Origin of the sequence: Bacteroides sp. AM32-11AC (assembly GCF_003603515.1) — a bacterium.
Lineage (GTDB): Bacteria > Bacteroidota > Bacteroidia > Bacteroidales > Bacteroidaceae > Bacteroides > Bacteroides uniformis.
The window spans coordinates 88,773-107,944 of sequence record NZ_QTNH01000009.1; the positions used below are offsets into that span (position 1 = coordinate 88,773).

Below are 19,172 nucleotides of genomic sequence, written 5' to 3' on the forward strand. Positions count from 1 at the left end.
CTGCAAAAGTAGGATAAATCTTTGGGAAATGGAAAAAAGGAAACTTGTTTCTGTGGTTTCAATCTTTCGTTTATCTTTGCGGAGGTAAGTCCTGCTATCGGGACGGATAGATATAATTAAGCATCATTCTTATGGAAATAGATTTAACCACCCCCGCCTTGCTGTTTTCGGCCATATCGCTGATTATGCTGGCCTATACCAACCGTTTCTTGTCCTATGCCCAACTGGTGCGCACCTTGAAGGAACAGTACATGGAGAACCCGTCTTCGGTGAAGGCGGCGCAGATTGCCAACCTGAGGAAGCGGCTCTACCTGACGCGTGCCATGCAGGTGGCGGGCATCGGCAGCCTGCTGCTGTGCGTGGTCAGCATGTTCTTTGTCTATATCCGTCTCCATCTGCTTTCGGCCTATATCTTCGGTTTGGCGCTGATATTGCTGATTATTTCGCTGGCCATATCGGTGTACGAAATATATATATCGGTGAAGTCTTTGGAGATACATCTCAACGATATGCACGAGTAGAGGCTCTACGGGATGATGTTCCGTACGGGGAGTTCCAGTTCTCCCCAGTCAATCATGGCATTGAACAGCCTGACAGTAGAGAATGAAGGCAAGTCTTCCGGTCTGATATCTTTTTCCTGCAAGATTCCTTCTTCCAGCAAGGCTGCCCGTTTGGTCCCTTTCAGCAGGGGATGTGCCGGCGTGTACCAGTGGGTACCGTCGGAAAGGGCGATGTTGGCGATGGAGGTGTCTGTCAGCAGGCCTTGTTTCACAATCAGAATGTCGTCGCATGCGCCGCGCAGGGCAAAGAGGCAGTTCAGCGGTTCGCGTCCGGCGCTTTTGTAGGTGTAGTCGATGGTATCGGCCTGCATCAGTGCCAGCGAATGCACGTGCCGCACGGCGTAGGGGGAGTAGCTGAGGTCTTCAATACCTTTTTCACCATACACTACGCGTGCCTTGACGATGCCCGCCCCGGTGATGCCTGCTCCACAGCCGGGAGACGACAGATAATCGGACAGTTGCAGCGGTGTGCTTTCCGGCCAGAAGTGGGCGCGGGTATCGTTCAGCCTCCGGTTGTGGCGGGAAAGGTTGCAGACCCTTCCGTGGTCGATGCGTATGGTTTCAATAAATAGGCACATATATTTTCTGTATTACTTCGTTGTATTCGCTTTCCCACCGGCTTTTGGCGGTGATGCCGCCTCCTGCCTTGAAGTGGAGCCGGCCGTTTTCCTGCTCGATGAAGCGTATCATGACAGCGCTGTCCAGCTGTCCGTCGGCATAATGCCCCATGATGCCGGTGTAGAAGCCCCGGCGGTAGTCTTCGGCCTGGGCGATGATTTCTACGGTTTTGGGCTTGGGGGCGCCGGTGATGGAGCCGGCAGGAAGCAGGCGGAAGATGATGTCGCCCAGGTGTGCGGTGTAGTCTTCGGGCAGGGTGCCGCATATCTCGGAGCTGGTCTGGAGGATGGGGCCCTTATTGGTTTGCAGGCGGTCTATATAGCGGTAGGAGGTCACTTCGACGTGTTCCGAAACCATGCTGAGGTCATTGCGTATCAGGTCGACGATGGTGGCGTGCTCGGCTGCCTCTTTGGTGTCCTGCATCAAGAGCTGTTCCGCATCGGGCAGGGTAGCGTCGATGGTGCCTTTCATGGGGAAGGACTTTATCTTGCCCTTCTCTATGCGGACAAAGATTTCGGGGGAGAAGCAGACGAACCGGTCTTTCAGCCACAGCTTGTACAAGGCTTCGGAGTGGAGGAATATTTCTTCCAGTGTCAGATTGGTGGTGACGGGTACCCGGCAAGTGAGGTTCGTCAGGTAGCTGTTGCCTGCCAGCAGGTTTTGCTTCACGAGGTCGAACGAATGTCTGTATGCGGCGGGGGAAGGGGGAGTGATGTCCCACTGGATAGGGCCGGCGCATCGGGCGGCTGTGCTTCTGGCAAGGGCTGTTGCAGCCGTCTCCGTGTTGCCTGCCTTCGGGAATTGGAAAAGGCAGGTGGCGGGGTCTATCCGGTCGAGGGGCTCAATGTGCGACTGCTCTTGCGCGTAGTCTACGATGAAGAGGAAGGGCACATTGGCTCCGGCCAGTGCGTTCATGCGGGCGATGGTTTCTGTCCGGCTGTACGTCTTCATGCGTCAATAGACTGCGGAGGCTATCACCTGGATTATCAGAATGAGGAACACCATGGCAATGGGATATACCGTGGCATAGGCCACGCTCGGTATGTTGCTGTCCGTCATGGAGTCAGCGGCGGCAAGGCCGGGCGTACTGGTCATGCCGCCGGTGATGGTGCCCAGCAGGTCGAGAATGTTTATCTTGAACACGAACAGGCCTACGCATACTGCCACCAGCATGGGCACCAGCGTGATGGCGGCGCCTACGCCGAACAAGAGCCAGCCGCTTTCCTGGAACGTGGCCATCAGATTCCGTCCTGCCGATGTCCCTACTTCGGCAAGGAAGAGCAGCAGTCCCAGCTGGCGCAGCAGTTGGTTGGCAGGGCCGGACATGGACCACAGAATGGGGCCGGTCTTTCCGATGGCGCTCAGGAACAAGGCGACCATCAGGATGCCTCCCGTCAGTCCCGGAGAGAACGACAGACTGTCCGAGAAGGAGATGTTGAGCTTGCCGAAGAGCACGCCCAGCACGATGCCCAGGGCGATGGGGAAGAAGTCGGTGTCGGACAGTTGCTTGGTGTCGTTGCCCAGCAGGCGTGCCACTCCCTTGATGCCGTCCTTCTCGCCCACCACCATCAGCTTGTCGCCGAATTTCAGGGCGAGGTCGGGCGAGGGGGAGAGGTCGATGCCGCTTCGGCGGATGCGGGTGACGGTGCAGCCGAAGTTCTTCATCAGGTTGAGGTCGCCCAGCTGCTTGTTTATCATATCCTTCTTGGTGAGCAGCAGGGATTCAATCTCCTGCATGTCTACGAGTGGCAGTTCGCCTTCTTCGCGTTCGCCCACGAGGACGGCGAGCTGGTTTAAGGCCTCTTCGCTACCCACGGCTTGTATGTAGTCTCCCTCGTGCAGGATGGTCTGGGCGGTGGGGATGGCTATCTGCTCGTTGTGCTTGTGGCGTGAGATGACGGCTCCGGTCATGGCGCGCGCATTGATTTGCATCAGGCTCCGGTCGAAGACGGCGGGGTTGGTTACGCGGAACAGACAGGTTGTCAGTTCCGGGAACTGGCTGCGGCGTTCCTTCTCCAACCGGCGCGCCTCCTTGTCGAGGTCGATGCGCATGATACGGGGCAGCAGCTTAACGAAGAGAATCACGCCGATAACGCCGAAAGGATAGGCAATACCGTAAGCGATGGATGCCAGTGGGGAATGGGTGCTGTCAATGGCAACGGCGAGTCCCGGCGTACTGGTCAGGGCACCGGCTATCAGTCCCACGACACTGGGAGTATCGATGTCGAAGGCATATTTCAGTCCTACTGCCGTCAGGGCGGCGGAGCAGATGATGAGCAGGGTGATGATGATAAGCGTCTTGCCCTTGCTCCGGAAGGAGTCGAAAAATCCGGGACCGGCCTGGATGCCGATGGTGAAGATGAAGAGCACCAGTCCGAAGTTTCCTAATTCTTTGGGGATGATGACACCGAAGTGTCCGAACAGCAGGGCAATGAAGATGACGGCGGAGACGTCGAGCGAAAGCCCTTTAATCTTGATTCTTCCCAACATGAAGCCTAAAGCCACAATGAGAAAGAGCGCGAAATAGGAGGAGTTTAACAAGTCAGCAAACATAATCAGTTAAAGAGTTAGGAATTTATGTCACAAAGATAGTGCAAAAAAGTGAGATAGAAAAAGTATTGCTTCCTTGTGGCATATAAAAAAAGATGATGTGCCATCAACCGTTTTGACACATCATCTTAATATATATATCGGCCTATATGACCGGTATTCCTGCGTGGGGCAGGGCGGTACTTATTTTTCGAGTTCCTTCAGCAGTTCCTCTACGGCAGCTTTCAGCTGTGTGTCTTCTCCCTTCACGATGGTCTCGGGTGAATTGGCTACTTTGATGTCCGGCTCCAGCTGCGAGTTCTCCAGATAGCTGCCGTCCGACAGGCGGTAGCCCACGACGGGGATGCCGAATACCAATGACGGGTCTTGCAGGCGTTCCCACGACACGCTGGTCATGGTTCCCGGCACGGGCATGCCTACCAGCTTGCCCAGTCCGCGGTGGCTGTAAACCCACGGCGTGCCGTGCGCATTGGAGTAGTTGGCCTCGCACATCACCATGATGGAGGGTTTGTTCCAGCGGCGGCTGGGCATGTCGCACGTCTCGCGACCGCGCACCACTTGGGTGAAGTATTTTTGTCCACTGAAAAGTATTTCTATATCCTCGTGCAAGCGTCCACCGCCATTGAAACGGGTGTCGATGACGATGCCTTCGCGGTTGTTGTATTTTCCCAGGATGTCCGAGTAGACGGAACGGAAACTGTCGTCTCCCATAGACTCGATGTGCACGTAACCCAATCGGCCACCCGACCATCGGTCAACGTCTGCCGCACGCTGTTTCACCCAGCGGCTGTAGAGTAAATCGCTGAACGCACCGTTCGTAATGGGGATAATGACCTCTTCCCAGTGCTCCTTGGTCTGCGGGTCGAAGAGAGAAACAAGTGTTTTCTTCCGTGCCTTGTTGTTGAGCAGCGTGTAATAGTCCGCATCGGGGGTGATTTCCACGCCGTCTATCTTCTCGATGACTGTGCCGGCTTTCACCCGGGTGTTGGCTGTGTCGAAGGGGCCTTTCTCCACTACTTCGGCAATGAGCATGCCCCGGCCCGTGTAGTTCCAGTCGAAGAACAGTCCCAGGCTGGCAGTAGGTTCGGATTGCCCTTTGGGATAGAAACGGCCGCCGGTGTGAGATACGTTCAGCTCGCCCAGCCATTCGCTCAGCAGTTCGGCAAAGTCATAATTGTTGTTGATATGGGGCAGGAAGCGGCGATAGGCGGCGGTCATCTTGTCCCAGTCCACTCCGTGCATATTGGTATTGTAGAATCGCTTCTGCTGTTGGCGGTACACGTGGTCGAACATGTATTCGCGCTCCGCAGCCAGGTCCATCTTGGCATCTACCTGGAAGGTGATGGGGGTCAGCGCGTCGGATGAAGTGTCCATTTTCTGCATCTTGCGGCTGCCCAGCAGGAAGAGGCTTTTGCCGTCCTTGTCCAGCTGCATGTCCGCCCATCCGGCATCCATCTTGTGCAGCAGGCGGGTCTCTTTCTTGCGCAGATTCATCTTCCAGAGGTCGTAGCCGCCTTCGAAGGCTGCCAGGTAGTAGAGTGTCTCGCCATCCTTGGAGATGATGGTGCTGCCCATGTCGGAAGAATTCGGGGTGAGGCGCACCACACGGTCTTCGATGCCTTTCAGCTCTACGACGATGTCTTTCGGCTGGTCATCTTTTTCGTCAGCATTGCTGTCTTTCTTGTCGTCTTTCTTCTTTTTATCCTTGTTTTTGTCTTGGGGGGTGTCTTTTCCGGCAGACTTCTTTTGTTCCTTCTCCAGCTCCTTGCGCAGTTCGTAGTCTTCTTTGCTCAGGCAGTATTTGTCGTAGGCGTCTTGGTTGAGGAAGACGAGCATGGCGTCGTTCAGCGAGCCCCATGAGGCATGGGCACGCATGCCGTAGCGTTCGGTGGTGAAAAGGATGGCGTTGCCGTCCAGCGCAAAGTGGGGATAGCCGCTCATGTAGCCGCTATTGGTGAGGTTGATGATGTCTTTGCCTCCCTCTGCGCTGACCAGGCCGATGTCGGAGTAGGGGTCGTGCTTGTTACCCGTGAACTCAAGTGTAAACCATTTACCGTCCGGTGACCATGCGTAGTCAAATCCTCCGCCGGTGCTGTACCAGGTGGAGCCGTCCGTAATCTGGCGCACCTTCTTCGTCTCCAGATTGAGCACCATCAGCCGGATGCGGTCTTCGATGAAGGCGAGTTCCTTGCCGTCGGGCGAGAATTGCGGATAGGCACGTTCCACGGTGGTGGAGGGCAGCAGCACTTCTTCTTCAATCAGCGTGGCGTTCGGGAAGTTAGGGTCTTCCTTGCGGGCTATCTTGGCAAGGTAGAGCTGCCAGTTGCCGCCTCGCTCGCTGGCGTAGGCCAGGGTGCGGTTGTCCGTCGCAAAGGAGAGGCCCGCTTCGCGTGCCGGTGTGTGCGTCACCTGCTTGGTAGTGGCATAGTCTGCCGAAGTGACAAAGACTTCTCCGCGCAGCGTGAAGGCAATCTGTTTTCCGTCCGGGGACACAACGGCAGAGGTGGCTCCGTCGGAAGACTGCAGGTTGGCGAATTGCGGCCGGTCATCGCGCACCAGTTCTATGGCGACTTTCTTCGGGGTGGCATCCGGCTGCTGGGTATAGATTTCGCCGTCGTAACTGTAGCACAACGTCCCGCCGTCACTCATGGAGAGGAAGCGCACGGGATGTGTCTTGAAGCTGGTGATGGGCTTTACCTCTCGGGGCTGTGCCAGCGGGAAGGCATACACGTTGAATGAGCCGCCGTTTCTCTCACTCAAAAAGTAAACCGTTCTTCCATCGGGTGACAACACCGGGTTGCGGTCTTCGCCCGCGCGGTCGGTGAGGTTGGTATGGATACCCGTCTTTGCATCATACAGCCAGATGTCGCGGGTGATGGAGGAGGTGTGGTGCTTTCTCCATTCATCTTCAAATCCCTTGCGGTCTTGGTAGAGGAACTGATGGCCCGCCTTGTCGAAGCAGACCGCTTCGGCAGGGGTGCCCAGCACTTGCTCCGTACGCCCTCCCGTTGCAGGTACTTTGTAAAGCTCGGTCATGGCCGAAGTGGGGAAAAGAGCGCTGCTTGCCGGGTCCTGGATGGAGGCGGAAAACAAGATATACTTTCCGTCCGGAGTGAATGTGGAGGGTATCTCACCGGTGGAGTGGGTAGTGAGCCGTTGGGCGGTTCCGCCGTCTGCCGGCATCACGAATACGTCGAAGTTGCCGTATCTGTCGCTGGCAAAGGCAATCTGTTTGCCGTCCGGTGACCATATGGGGGTACATTCGTAGCTCTCTTGGGTAGTAAGCTGTGTGGCGGTTCCACCTTTGGCGGGCACCTTGTAGATGTCTCCTTTGTAGCAGAATGCGATTTCCGTACCGTCGGGAGAGATTTGCACATCGCGCATCCAGAGCGGCGTGGCGGCATGTCCGGCAATGGCAGTAAGGCCTAGTGCAAGGATTGCAAGGGTTTTCTTCATAAGTGTGTGGGTTGATGTTAATTATAGAATGTTTATAAACGTCATGATGCTGTCCACAAGGCAAGGAGCGAGGTACGTCATTTCATACCTCGTGCCTTGTATATCTGTTCTTTGGCATTGTTGATGCTTTGGAACTTCTCTTCTGCGGCTTTCTTGATGTCTTCGCCCAGCGTTGCCACCCGGTCGGGATGGTGTTTCAAGGCTAGGCGGCGGTAAGCGGCACGCACTTCGTCATTGGTGGCAGTGGGTTCAATTTCAAGTACTTTGTAGGCCTCGTTCAGTGAGCTACCGCCTAGGTTAAGCATGGATTCCACTTCCTTGACGGATAGTCCCATGTACATGGCCACTTCTTTCAAGGCTTCTATCTCCTCGTTGCAGACGTGTCCGTCGCTTTTGGCAATTTCTACCAAGAATACCAGCAGTTGCAAGCGTTCCTCGTATGTCAGGTTGGCGGCAATCTGCGTTCCACAGTCACGGATGGTGTTTTTAAATGCCAGTGGGTTTTGTCTGTCCATCTGCTTGCGCTGTTCGAAGAGGTTGAGCAGTATCCGTTCTCCCTCGCCCACGGCAGCCTCACCGAATGTGCTTCTCAGAAAGCGGCGGACGAATTCCATTTCACTATGCATGATGCGCCCGTCTGCACGGATAATGTACGAAGCCATCACGAGCATGGAGAAGAGGAAACTGTTCCGTTGCCCGGTATAGGTAGTGCTGTGCGTTGGTGCTTCTCCATAATAACTGCCTGCGTCATTTGAATCGGTGTCGAACAATGAACCGAATACAAAACCTGCCAAGGCTCCCAGCGGTCCTCCGGCCATGAAGCCGATGATGCCGCCTATCCATTTAGCTGCTCCCATAATTTTTCTTGTTTAAAGTGCAAAAATAGAGATTTCTTACGAGAATTCCAGTAAAAGTGGATGAAGTATTGGGAGATGGGGGAAGATATTGCATTGGCAGACGGAGTGCTCGAAGAAGAAAAAGATATTATCAATTAGTCGGCAGATGTATTGAATATTCCCGAACGCACTGCTATTCCGATTCGGTGTAACCATCCTTCTGTACCATTAGCGTTGCCCGGCATGTCGATATCTGCATCATCAGGGCGTCCTGGTGTCGTAATATCCTCCGCATCAAGGTCTTCGGGAAGTGTTTCCGGAATATGTCTTGAAGTGGATGTTACCTTGTAAATTTTCTGCATGGACTCGTTCAGATAGGTAGTAGCCCCGTAGGTAAAGAAAGGAATGATTACCTTGTCTTTCAGGTCGTATGCTTCGAGGAATGTACAGACTACCATTGCGGGTTGATGCCACCAGCAAGGCGAACCGACGAAAATTGTATCATATTTCGCCAATGCCTCTTTATCAAGCAGATTCGCTACTCCGGGGCGCAGGTCATTATAGGCTTCATGCTGAATGCGGTCGCTGTCATCGTAAGGATTTGCAGCATACGGTTCGGCAGCCTCAATGCGATGGATATCTGCGCCTGTAAGTTTCACGATACGTTCGGCAATGGCCTGGGTGTGTCCTTCGGCAGAATAGTAGAGCACAAGCATATTGCCGTTTCCGGATGGAGTATCGGGAGTGTCGTCGGTGGTAGAGCATGCTGCCATTGTCGTTAGAGAGAGGAGCAAGAGCGGAATAAGAAGTAACTTTTTCATATTCGAGTTGTTTTTAGATATTTATTGATTAGTGTATTCTTCATCGCTTACAGGTTCATACCACTGTGTAGCACCCAAATGAACTTTTGTATTGATAGCTATATGCGTGAATCCGCTGTCGGGAGCCGCTCCGTGCCAATGCACCACATCTGCCGGAATAGCGACTACATCGCCGGGATTCAACACTTGTATAGACTTCCCCTTTTCCTGATAGTAACCTTTTCCGGCGGTGGCAATCAGAATCTGTCCGCCCGGATGCGAATGCCAGCTGTTTCGGGCTTTCGTCTCGAATATCACGTCGGAGACTACCACATCGAATGTTTCACTGTCGGTCATCAGCCGTTGGAGGTATGCCGTTCCGTTGAAATTGCTGCCCTCGATGGCATCTCCTTGGGGAAAGAGAGAGGCTGATGCTTTTGGGGGTGTTTCAATCTTGTTTTCCGGTTTCGGACTGCAAGCACCAAGTGTTGCAGCCAGTAGAAATAAGTAAGTTATCTTTTTCATCTTGAAGAGTTATTTTAAATGTTGTTTAAAGAAAGAGTCCAGTTTGGGAAGCGTGATTTTCAGATATTCCGGCTGGTCGTATAAATCCACGTGCGTAGCTCCGGGTACGACAAACAGTTCTTTCGGTTCGGCGGCTTTCGCGTATGCGTCCTCAGAAAAATATTTCGATACTGCATTTTCTCCCACGATGAAAAGCATAGGACGTGGCGATATAGTCTCGATTTGCGCAAAGGGGAAGAAGTTCATCATCGGTGCGAGGCTCGTGTAGGAGTAATAGCCCGTAGAGTTGGGATGCTGACCGCGTTGTGGATTGTCGTAATAATCGAGGAAGTCGATGGCAAACTTCGGTGTGTTCTCATCCACTTTTTCGGGCAGGGCACGGATATCCTTGCGTACAGCCCCACCATATTCCACCGTACGCTGGCGGCCGATTTCATCAAGGATAGCCATATGCTGTTCGTAAGTCTGCGAGTCGCCTACACCCTGACGGCGGGCGCGGCCCATGTCGTACATACTGATGGTGGCAAGTGCCTTGATGCGATGGTCTATCTGCGTAGCACTGACAGAGTAGCAGCCTCCGCCACAGATGCCGATTACTCCTATCTTATCAGCATAGACAGCCGGATGGTTCGTGAGGAAATCGACTGCCGCACTGAAGTCTTCTACCCGCACTTCGGGCGATTCCATACGACGCGGATAACCGCCACTCTCGCCATAATAGGACGCATCGAAGGCTAATGCCACATAGCCGAGTTCCGCCAACTTACGGGCATGGAGTCCCGAAGTCTGTTCTTTGACGCCACCAAAGGGATGACCGACGATGATGGCGGCATATTTCTTTGTGGCATCATAGTCTGCAGGGAAATAGAGGTCGCCAACTATATCAATCAAAAAACGGTTGTGGAATGTCACTTTCTGTTTCTTCACGTCATTCTCCACTGCTACAATCGGGGTTTCCGGTTTGGTAGTCAACCCTTTGCTTTGCAATAATTCGTTCAATACTTGTTTGCCATTATCGGCTTCGCTACGTCCGATATTCTTTTCAATGATAGCCAGCACACCGCGTAATTCGTCCGGTGTTATGCCTACATTCAGCGCAATACCCATGTGCCCTTTCAGCATCGGTTCCACGCCTTTGCCCAAAGAAGCTATTATGGCAACGGTTGCCAGTTCCCGTTCGGCATAGGTCAGCACGTCCCGCTCGAAAAGCTCGGCAAAGAGATGTTCTTTAAGGAATACTTCGATTTCCGGGGCCAGGACGGCATAGTTGGCTTTCGGCGCATCTGCCGGGGTGCCCGAAATCTCTGCAAGAATGTCACGTCCGCGTTCGTACTTGCTGCGGGTATCGGTTATCGGTGACGCTTCGCGCCCCTGGTTGTCTCTGATGCCTTTTGCCTTACGCTCGTCAAGTACCGCAACCAATGTTTGCAGTCCGCGCAGGGCACGCGGAAAACCGCAATAGGCGTAGGAATGGACCATTACTTCTTTAAGCTCGCTGACGGTGATACCGCTATTCAGTCCACCGATAAGGACTGTTCTTAATTGGTCGAGGTGTCCCATGCTTGTAAGGGCTGCGACCTCTGCGATGTATTGTCGTTTACTGTTCATGGTTTGTTCTGCTCTCGGTGTTTGCGAAGCTGCGATGCCGCATCCAAAGACAAGTCCGAGTAGCGTTGTCATGATTCTCATTTTTAGTTTCATAATCTTTATTATTATGTATCAAGTTTTACTTGCTGCAAAATTAGGCTGGATTTTCCACTTCGACCGGTCATGAATTACGGTTTAAAGGATAATTTTTACTGATTGGAGAGATAACCTGAAGATATTTTCTACATTTGCATAGAAACCACTGAAATAGACTGTTATGGAGAAGGTTATGCAACTGAAAACGATAAAGGAGTACAATGACTATATGGGTGTGGAAACAAGGCATCCTCTGGTCAGTGTCATAGAGGGAAGCCGTATGCCGCACCCCGTACCCCATGCACGCAAGCACGTGGGGATGTATGTGATTTTTCTGAAAGAACTACGATGTACGGACGATTTGACCTACGGTCGTCGCTCTTACGATTTTCAGGAGAACACGCTGGTGTTTATCGCTCCGGGGCAAGTATTCGGGCATGAAGCCGACGGGTCGACTTTTACCGGTTCCGGATGGTGTCTGTTGTTCCATCCCGACCTGCTACGCGGTACGCCGCTCGGTCGGCATATGCAGGATTATACGTTTTTCTCATACGCCGCTAACGAAGCATTGCATCTATCCAAACAAGAGCAACAGACCATCATTGATTGTTTGACAAAGATTGACGAGGAAACATACAACCAGGCAGACCGTCACACTAACCTGATTATCGCTTCTGCCATCGAGCTGCTGCTCAACTATTGCATTCGTTTCTATGATAGACAGTTTACTACCCGTAAAAAGGAGAACAAGGGCATGCTCGGCTCTTTTGAAGCATTGCTGAACGACTATTTCGTATCGGATAAACCCGCTGAGCGGGGTACGCTGACTGTGGCTTATTGTGCAGACCAACTGAACCTGTCTGCAAATTATTTCGGAGACTTGATTAAAAAGGAGACAGGTGTTTCTGCGCAAGAATATATATTAACCAAAATAATGGATAGGGCAAAAGAGTTGCTTACTGACCCCGCTAAATCTGTCGGTGACGTTGCTTATGCCTTAGGATATCAATATCCACAGTATTTCAGCAAGGCTTTCAAAAGAGTTGTAGGATGTTCTCCGAATGAATATCGGACATTGAGTTAATGTAAAAAAATAAGGAGCTAAGTTTTAGACTTAACTCCTCAATGCTCAACAGTCGGGATGACAAGATTCGAACTTGCGACCACACGCCCCCCAGACGCGTACTCTACCGGGCTGAGCTACATCCCGAATTGCGGGTGCAAATGTACGGCTTTATTTTAAAATAGCAAATATTTATAGTGCTTTTTTTATTGAATGAACCTATATTTTGCAGTTTCAAGGCTTTCGGTCAACGTGTCCTGCTCTCTTTTTACTTGTATGCCTGCTTCGCAAGGCAATGGCTTTGAGCGGGCAGGCATACTTTGAATGAAGTTATTGCAGGTTTAGGCTGTTTCTTACGGAAGTGATAGCCGGACTTTCGGGCGTTACGGATTTCCGGGTACAATAATCGAATTCCGCAGATTTTTCGCCGCTAAATGATTTCCACTTCAGTTTCAATTTAACGGTCTTGCCTTCTGTATCAGGCAGGGCATCCAACTTGAAAGCAACCAGTCCGTCCGCATACCTGCCGTAAATGTCGCCCTTGGCATTGTGGCGGAATTCTACTTCATACGGGTTTTCCGGATTCTCGCTCAGCAGCAGATTGACAAAGTGCTTTGTTTGATAGTCTCCTTGCTGAGTTCTAAAGCGAAGGGTCAGATAACCGTCTTCTGCGATGGTTACCCAATCGTTCACTATTTCCACCGGGTCGGTGCCGTATACGGTATCGTTCTCTTCACCCAAATCCGGGGCGATGGGTTTGGTAAGGATACTGTCTATCCAGTTTATATGTACAGCTTGGGTGTAGATATCGCTGGGCTCGTCCACTTCCTTGTAGTTTACTAAAGCGCGGACTTCCTTCTCGCCGTAGGGAGATTTCGTCATGTTGGTAGGCAGCAGAGTGGTCTTGTCATCCAATTGCAGAAAGACTGTCTGGTCTGCATCGGTCTTTACCGTTACCAGGGCATTGGGGAATCTCATGGCATAATTATCATCGTCGTCCAGGCACGATTGGAGGCTTAAGGAGCTGATGGTTGCAATAGCGATTAAAATTTTCTTGTTAAAGATTGACTTCATTTTCATAGTGTACTCTTTTAAATTAAACATTTGGAATAGGTCTTGCTTTTATAGAAATAGCATATTTGCGAAAACCCTGCATGCAGCATTGTTAATTAATGATAAGAGCCGGAGTAAGCTGGTGCGGAATATTATTCCCCGATACATGAAAGATATTTGTATATCAGGTGGAATATGATTACCTTTGCTGTATGAGATGCACATCTCGCGTGTGTTGAGATGTATGTCTCGAACTGCATGAGATGTGCATCTCGTGCATGTTGGGGAATAGCTGTCCGGCCGTATGGAAACTGGCTTTCTGTTTAGGGGAAGTAACCTTCGGGTGGGGTGTCAGCGGTCTGGTTGCAGTAAGAAACATTATGTTCATTGTGAAAAGAGTATGAGTATAGTCTATTTGGTTCGAAAGAAGGTTTTCCGCACGGCAGAAGGGGTGAAGCAACTCTATTATGCTGTGCAGCGTGTGTTACAGCGGCGTGGAGGTGTGACGGCAGAGCTGCTGGCGCAGCGTATGGCATCCAGAAAAGGGATGAGTTCGGGAGACGTGCAGAGTGTATTGATAGATTTGCCGAAGTTTATAGAGGAAGCGCTGATGGAGGGAGAGTCGGTGACCATTAAGGGGCTGGGTTCCTTCCATGTGGCGGTGACGAGTGACGGGTTTGAGCATCCCGACGATGTGATGCCGGGCAAGGTACGCTTATCCCGTGTCTATTTTCGTCCGGATAAGTCGCTGGTGGCGAGGCTGAACAGCGGGATGGATTTCTACCGTTATCCGCTTAGCCGATATTTCCCTCACGATATGTTGCGACCGGAAACGCTGCGAAAGGAGCGGGCCGAGGGAAAGACGGGAATTCCGGATGAAGACCCAGTTGGGATGGAAAATGATACGGAGGACTTTGTGGGGGAGGAGTGAGCGATGAATGTGGAAGAATTCAGAGAATACTGTCTCTCCTTGCCGGGAGTGAGCGAGAAGATGCCTTTTCCTAATGTGGCCGACAGATACAGCCGCGATGTGCTTTGCTTTTATGTGGGCGACAAGTGGTTCTGCTTTGTCAATATCGAAGTGTTCGACTTCTGCTGCATCAAGTGCCGCCCGGAGGAATCAACGGAGCTGCGGGCAAGGTACGAGGGGGTGAAGCCGGGGTGGCACATGAACAAGAAGTATTGGAACAGTGTGTATTTTAATCAGGATGTACCGGACAGCATTATCCGAGAACTGGTGGCACGCTCCTATCGGCTGGTTGTGGAGAGCCTGCCGAAGAGGGAGCGGGAGCGTTATACCCCCATGCACTCCCTATAAAAGTCGAACATTTCGAAGATAGTCTCCTTGTCTGCCGTCTGGTTGAGACAGATGTCACCCACTTCTTTCAATAGGGTGAAGTTGATGACTCCGGCGGTATTCTTCTTGTCATGCTTCATCAGTTCGTACAGCTGGTCGTACTGTTTGCAGTTGAAGGTGAAGCTGCCATAATTCTCTTTGACGAATTGGATGGTCTGGCGCATCTTGTCTTTCGGGAATCCGGTCTTTATATAAGAAAGGTAGAGTTCGCAGACCAGCCCCCATGCCACTGCATAGCCGTGCAGCACCGGACGCCTTTCGGCAAGGGCGAGGCTTTCGAAGGCGTGTCCCACGGTGTGCCCCAGGTTCAAGGCTTTGCGGATGCCATGTTCCAGTGGGTCCTCTTCTACGATGCGTTCCTTTACCTGCACGGAACGTCCTACCATGGACTTCAGCAAGGCATAATCTATCTTCTCCGTATCGAAGGCCAGCAGTTCTGCCAGATGTTCCGGGGTACTGATGAGGCCGTGCTTCAGCATCTCCGCATAGCCGGAGAAGAAGTTATGAGCATCGAGGCTGCGCAGGAACTCGGTTTCCAGCAGCACGCAGGCGGCGGGAGCAAAGACGCCGATTTCATTCTTCAGACCGTTGAAGTTGATGCCCGTCTTGCCTCCCACGGAAGCGTCGACCATGGCGAGCAGCGTGGTGGGAACGTTGATGTAGGCGATGCCCCGCTTGAAGGTGGAAGCGGCAAAACCGCCAAGGTCGGTCACCATGCCGCCGCCCAGATTGATGAGCAGGGAGTGGCGGCTGGCCCCTTTCTCGCTCAAGGCTTGCCATACGGCAGCCAGCGTTTCCAGATTCTTGTGCACGTCTTCTGCCCCGATAATAATCTCTTCCGCTTCTTCCAGGGCGGGGATACCGTCCAGATGCGGGCGGCAGAGGCGGTGGGTATGCTCGTCGGTAAGGATGAAAAGCTTGTCATGGGGACACTTCGCTATGGCATGCGTCAGGCTGTTTGCCAGTCCTTCGCAAAGGATTACTTCTTGTTTACTCATCTTGTTAATTACAAATTACGAATTACCAATTACTGATGTTACGGATTATGAAGGAAAGGGAGCCTTCTTCATTATATTGTGGCACAAAGATAGCTCTTTTGGCAATAAAACGTTATCTTTGTCCTGCGAAATTCTATGGGTGGCAAGGTGTTTCCGTCATCTGCCTCCCGCTATTTGTAATTAGTAATTTGTAATTGATTGATAGAAATGAGAGCATTACTTCCCGTTTATTGCCGTCCGCTGGGTTATTTCATCATAGCTCTGGCGTTGTTCCTTCCTTTCATATTCCTATTGTGGGGAAAAGTGACAGATGCCAACTTGCTGTTTTACAAGGAATGCTCCAAACTCCTGATGATGATGGGGGCACTGATGATAATCTTTGCCTTGACGAAGAACGAGAATAAGGAGATAGAGCAGGTGCGCAACAAGTCCACGCGCAATGCCATCTTTCTGACCGTTCTTTTTATCTTCGGCGGTATGCTCTACCGGGTGGCGCAGGGTGACCTCCTTTCGGTCGATTCTTCTTCTTTTCTCATATTTCTTATATTGAATGTGCTTTGCTTGGAATTTGGTATAAAGAAAGCGACAGTTGATAGATTATTTAAGCGGAATAGTCGATAAATAAAGCAAATCGTCATGTGGGGCATTAAACCTTTTGCCCGGAAGTCTGTCAAATGAAACAGTGAATAAAAGGCATTGTTCATTTAGAATAGACAAAGAATAGACACATGAAGAAAATTATCACGGGGATGGCGTTGCTGTTGGTAACAACGCTGTCTGCATTTTCACAGACCAAAAACATTACGGTATCGGGCCGTGTCGTGGAGGACACCAAGGAGCCTGCGATACAAGCTACCGTGCAGTTGCTTTTGTTGCCAGACAGTGTTCAGGCATCGGGTACGGCCACTACGGCACAAGGTTATTTCACTCTTCCCAAAGTCAGTGCGGGTAAATACGTGCTGAAGGTTTCCTACATCGGATTCAAGAGCCAGTACATCCCTTTACACCTTTATGCTACGACAACTGCCAAGAACGTGGGTACACTGACATTGGAAACGGATGCGGTGATGCTGGCCGAGGCTGTGGTTACGGCAGAAGCGCCGCAAGTGCAGGTGGTGGAAGATACACTGGTATATACTTCATCTGCCTATCGTACCCCCGAGGGAGCCATGCTCGAGGAGTTGGTGAAGAAGCTGCCCGGTGCGGAGATTGACGACGAGGGTAATGTGAAAATCAACGGTAAGGACTTGTCGAAGATTATGGTCGACGGCAAGGAGTTCTTCGGTGGAGACGTAAAGACCGGTTTGAAGAACCTGCCGGTAGATATGATAGAGAAGCTGAAAACCTACGATAAGAAGTCCGATTTGGCACGTATCACCGGTATTGACGACGGTGAGGAGGAGACGGTGCTCGACCTGACCGTAAAGAAAGGCATGAACCAGGGTTGGTTCGGTAATGCCGACGTGGCCGGAGGGACGGAAGACCGCTATATGGGCCGCTTTATGCTGAACCGCTTCGTGGACAAAACCCAGGTGTCGGTAGTGGGTTCTGCCAATAACGTGAACGACCAGGGCTTTTCGGGTGGTGGCGGTCCTCCGCGCTGGCGCAGGAACAACGGACTTACTGCAACGAAAATGCTGGGTGTGAACTTCGCTACCCAAACCGATAAGCTGGAACTGGGCGGTAGTGCACGCTACAACTATCAGGATGGGGATATTGCAAGTATCGGTTCTACCGAGGACTTTCTGCCGAACGGCAACTCTTACTCCAACTCGAACAGCAGGCAACGTAACAAAGCCAAGAATTTCAATGCCGATTTCCGTATGGAGTGGAAGCCGGACTCGATGACGAATATCATTTTCCGTCCCAACTTCTCGTACGGCAAAACGGACAATCTCTCCAATTCTGAGAGCGGTACGTTCAATTCCGACCCTTACAGTCTGGTGAGTGACCCCAATAACTGGCTGAATCTGGAGAAGATTTTTAATCCGGACGATGACCCGTTGAGGAGTATCCGTATAAATGCTATCAACAGCGGTTCGCTGAGCGACAACAAGAGTGTGTCTACGGATGCAACCTTGCAGTTGAACAGAAAGCTGAATGACAAAGGACGCAATGTCACGTTCCGTGGAAGATTCGGTTATACCAATAATGACAACAACCAGTATACGGAGTCGGAAACACATTACTTCCAGTTACTGAATGCTTTGGGAGGAGACTCCATCTTGGTTCGTAACCAGTACATCACTACTCCTACCAAGAACTACAATTACAGTGCACAGCTGACTTACAGCGAACCGATAGCCCGCGCCACTTTCTTGCAATTCAGCTATCAGTTCCAGTACAAGTATAGCGAGAGCGACAAGACGACGTATGATTTGCAGGGCTTTCCGGATTGGGGATTGTCAACCCAGCTTCCCACGGGATATGAAGAGCATGCGGTGGATAGTCTGGGTAAGTATGCGGAATACCGCTACTACAACCACGATGCATCCGTGTCTTTGCGCTTTATCCGCGAGAAGTATCAGTTGAGCGCAGGTATGTCGTTCCAGCCGCAGCATTCTGTATTGTCCTATAAGCGCGGCGACTATATGATTGATACCACCCGCAATGTGTTCAACTTCGCTCCGAACCTGGACTTGCGCATCCGTTTCTCCAAGGTGAGCCAGCTGCGTATGACATACCGCGGGCGTAGCAGCCAACCGAGTATGGAGAATCTGTTGCCGATTGTGGACAACTCCAATCCGCAGAATGTACGTATCGGTAATCCGGGCTTGAAGCCTTCCTTCACGCACAACATGCGATTCTTCTATAATACGTATAATGCCGAAAAGCAGCGCGGTATTATGTCGCACGTCAACTTCTCGGCAACGCAGAATAGCATCAGCAATAGCCGTGTGTACAATTCGGAGACTGGTGGATGGACTACAACTCCGAAGAATATCAACGGTAATTGGAATGCGTTCGGCATGTTTGGCTTCAATACGGCACTGCCCAATAAGAAGTATACCATCAACTCCTTCTCCAATGCCAACTATCAGAACAATGTGGCTTATCTGACGTCCGGTAAGGGAGCAGATGCCGTGGAACGGAAGAATACAACCACCAACCTGACGCTGGGCGAACGTCTGAATGCCGCCTATCGTAATGACTGGTTTGAATTCGGCTTGAACGGAAGCATCTCCTATTCAATAGAGAAGGATAAACTGACGCCTGACAATAATCAGGAGCCCTATACCTTCTCCTACGGTGCCAATACGCAGATTTCCATGCCGTGGAACATGACGCTCTCTACCAACATTGCCAACCAGAGCCGTCGAGGATATACGGACAGCAGTATGAACCGTAACGAGCTTATCTGGAATGCACAGTTGTCGCAGACTTTCCTGAAAGGGAATGCCACCGTCAGCTTCGAGATGTACGACATTCTGAAGAAGCAGAGTAACATCAGCCGTTCGCTGACTGCAAGCGGCCGCTCGGTGTACGAATATAACGGCGTGAACAGCTATTGCATGCTTCACTTCATCTATCGTCTGAATATTTTCGGCAGCAAGGCCGCCCGCGATAAGATGCAGGGCAGACGCGGCTTCGGCGGTCCGGGCTTCGGTCCGGGTCATGGTCCTGGCGGTTTCGGAGGACGCAGGCCGTTCTAAAGCGGAGGGGATCAGCCCCC

General features: G+C 51.6%; 16 protein-coding genes and 1 tRNA gene. 6 read left to right on the forward strand and 11 right to left on the reverse strand.

Annotated elements, in window-relative coordinates; genetic code table 11:
• The first annotated feature begins 131 nt into the window (after positions 1 to 131).
• Positions 132 to 521, forward strand: a complete 390-nt coding sequence (locus tag DW800_RS11190) for a DUF2721 domain-containing protein (protein ID WP_005824170.1) — start codon at positions 132 to 134, stop codon at positions 519 to 521.
• Positions 522 to 526: 5 nt separating this feature from the next.
• Here the strand turns inward: DW800_RS11190 and DW800_RS11195 are convergent, their stop codons facing one another.
• The 8 genes from DW800_RS11195 to DW800_RS11230 all read right to left on the reverse strand — a co-directional run bounded on the left by DW800_RS11195 (position 527) and on the right by DW800_RS11230 (position 11,046).
• Positions 527 to 1,138 (reverse strand): aminotransferase class IV family protein, encoded by a 612-nt coding sequence (locus tag DW800_RS11195; protein ID WP_005824168.1) that lies wholly within the window; start codon positions 1,136 to 1,138, stop codon positions 527 to 529.
• Positions 1,122 to 2,129, reverse strand: coding sequence for an aminodeoxychorismate synthase component I (locus DW800_RS11200; RefSeq protein ID WP_057258699.1), 1,008 nt, complete (start codon positions 2,127 to 2,129; stop codon positions 1,122 to 1,124). The genes DW800_RS11195 and DW800_RS11200 overlap by 17 nt, the downstream gene beginning before the upstream one ends.
• 3 nt (positions 2,130 to 2,132) lie before the next feature.
• Complete coding sequence (locus tag DW800_RS11205) at positions 2,133 to 3,731, reverse strand: aspartate:alanine exchanger family transporter (RefSeq protein WP_005824164.1); 1,599 nt, start codon at positions 3,729 to 3,731, stop codon at positions 2,133 to 2,135.
• A 180-nt stretch (positions 3,732 to 3,911) separates the two neighbouring features.
• Complete coding sequence (locus DW800_RS11210) at positions 3,912 to 7,184, reverse strand: S41 family peptidase (protein WP_119958070.1); 3,273 nt, start codon at positions 7,182 to 7,184, stop codon at positions 3,912 to 3,914.
• 77 nt (positions 7,185 to 7,261) lie between these two features.
• Complete coding sequence (locus tag DW800_RS11215) at positions 7,262 to 8,041, reverse strand: DnaJ domain-containing protein (RefSeq protein WP_035450213.1); 780 nt, start codon at positions 8,039 to 8,041, stop codon at positions 7,262 to 7,264.
• A gap of 134 nt (positions 8,042 to 8,175) precedes the next feature.
• Complete coding sequence (locus DW800_RS11220) at positions 8,176 to 8,841, reverse strand: flavodoxin (protein ID WP_119958071.1); 666 nt, start codon at positions 8,839 to 8,841, stop codon at positions 8,176 to 8,178.
• Positions 8,842 to 8,862: 21 nt separating this feature from the next.
• Positions 8,863 to 9,345, reverse strand: coding sequence for a cupin domain-containing protein (locus tag DW800_RS11225; RefSeq protein ID WP_119958072.1), 483 nt, complete (start codon positions 9,343 to 9,345; stop codon positions 8,863 to 8,865).
• 9 nt (positions 9,346 to 9,354) lie between these two features.
• On the reverse strand, positions 9,355 to 11,046 hold the full coding sequence (locus DW800_RS11230) for a carboxymuconolactone decarboxylase family protein (protein ID WP_119958073.1): 1,692 nt from the start codon (positions 11,044 to 11,046) through the stop codon (positions 9,355 to 9,357).
• 163 nt (positions 11,047 to 11,209) lie between these two features.
• On the opposite strand from DW800_RS11230, the gene DW800_RS11235 reads away from it, so the two are divergent.
• Entirely contained in the window at positions 11,210 to 12,112 is a 903-nt protein-coding gene (locus tag DW800_RS11235; protein WP_005835132.1) for a helix-turn-helix domain-containing protein, read from the forward strand.
• A 52-nt stretch (positions 12,113 to 12,164) separates the two neighbouring features.
• Here the strand turns inward: DW800_RS11235 and DW800_RS11240 are convergent.
• A tRNA-Pro gene (locus tag DW800_RS11240) sits at positions 12,165 to 12,238 on the reverse strand.
• Between the two features lie 183 nt (positions 12,239 to 12,421).
• The gene (locus tag DW800_RS11245; protein WP_008665687.1) at positions 12,422 to 13,171 is read right to left on the reverse strand and encodes a NigD-like protein; all 750 of its coding nucleotides are present in this window, start codon (positions 13,169 to 13,171) and stop codon (positions 12,422 to 12,424) included.
• 373 nt (positions 13,172 to 13,544) lie between these two features.
• Here DW800_RS11245 and DW800_RS11250 point away from each other — a divergent pair, with 373 nt between their 5' ends.
• Complete coding sequence (locus tag DW800_RS11250; protein WP_087333353.1) at positions 13,545 to 14,075, forward strand: HU family DNA-binding protein; 531 nt, start codon at positions 13,545 to 13,547, stop codon at positions 14,073 to 14,075.
• Between the two features lie 3 nt (positions 14,076 to 14,078).
• Entirely contained in the window at positions 14,079 to 14,462 is a 384-nt protein-coding gene (locus DW800_RS11255; RefSeq protein WP_005824086.1) for an MmcQ/YjbR family DNA-binding protein, read from the forward strand.
• Here the strand turns inward: DW800_RS11255 and aroB are convergent.
• Entirely contained in the window at positions 14,438 to 15,499 is a 1,062-nt protein-coding gene (gene aroB, locus DW800_RS11260) for a 3-dehydroquinate synthase (protein ID WP_117958600.1), read from the reverse strand. The two genes, DW800_RS11255 and aroB, sit on opposite strands and share 25 nt — an antisense overlap.
• A gap of 207 nt (positions 15,500 to 15,706) precedes the next feature.
• Here aroB and DW800_RS11265 point away from each other — a divergent pair, with 207 nt between their 5' ends.
• The gene (locus DW800_RS11265; RefSeq protein WP_005824079.1) at positions 15,707 to 16,120 is read left to right on the forward strand and encodes a hypothetical protein; all 414 of its coding nucleotides are present in this window, start codon (positions 15,707 to 15,709) and stop codon (positions 16,118 to 16,120) included.
• 107 nt (positions 16,121 to 16,227) lie between these two features.
• The gene (locus tag DW800_RS11270; protein WP_119958074.1) at positions 16,228 to 19,152 is read left to right on the forward strand and encodes a TonB-dependent receptor; all 2,925 of its coding nucleotides are present in this window, start codon (positions 16,228 to 16,230) and stop codon (positions 19,150 to 19,152) included.
• Positions 19,153 to 19,172: the final 20 nt, after the last annotated feature.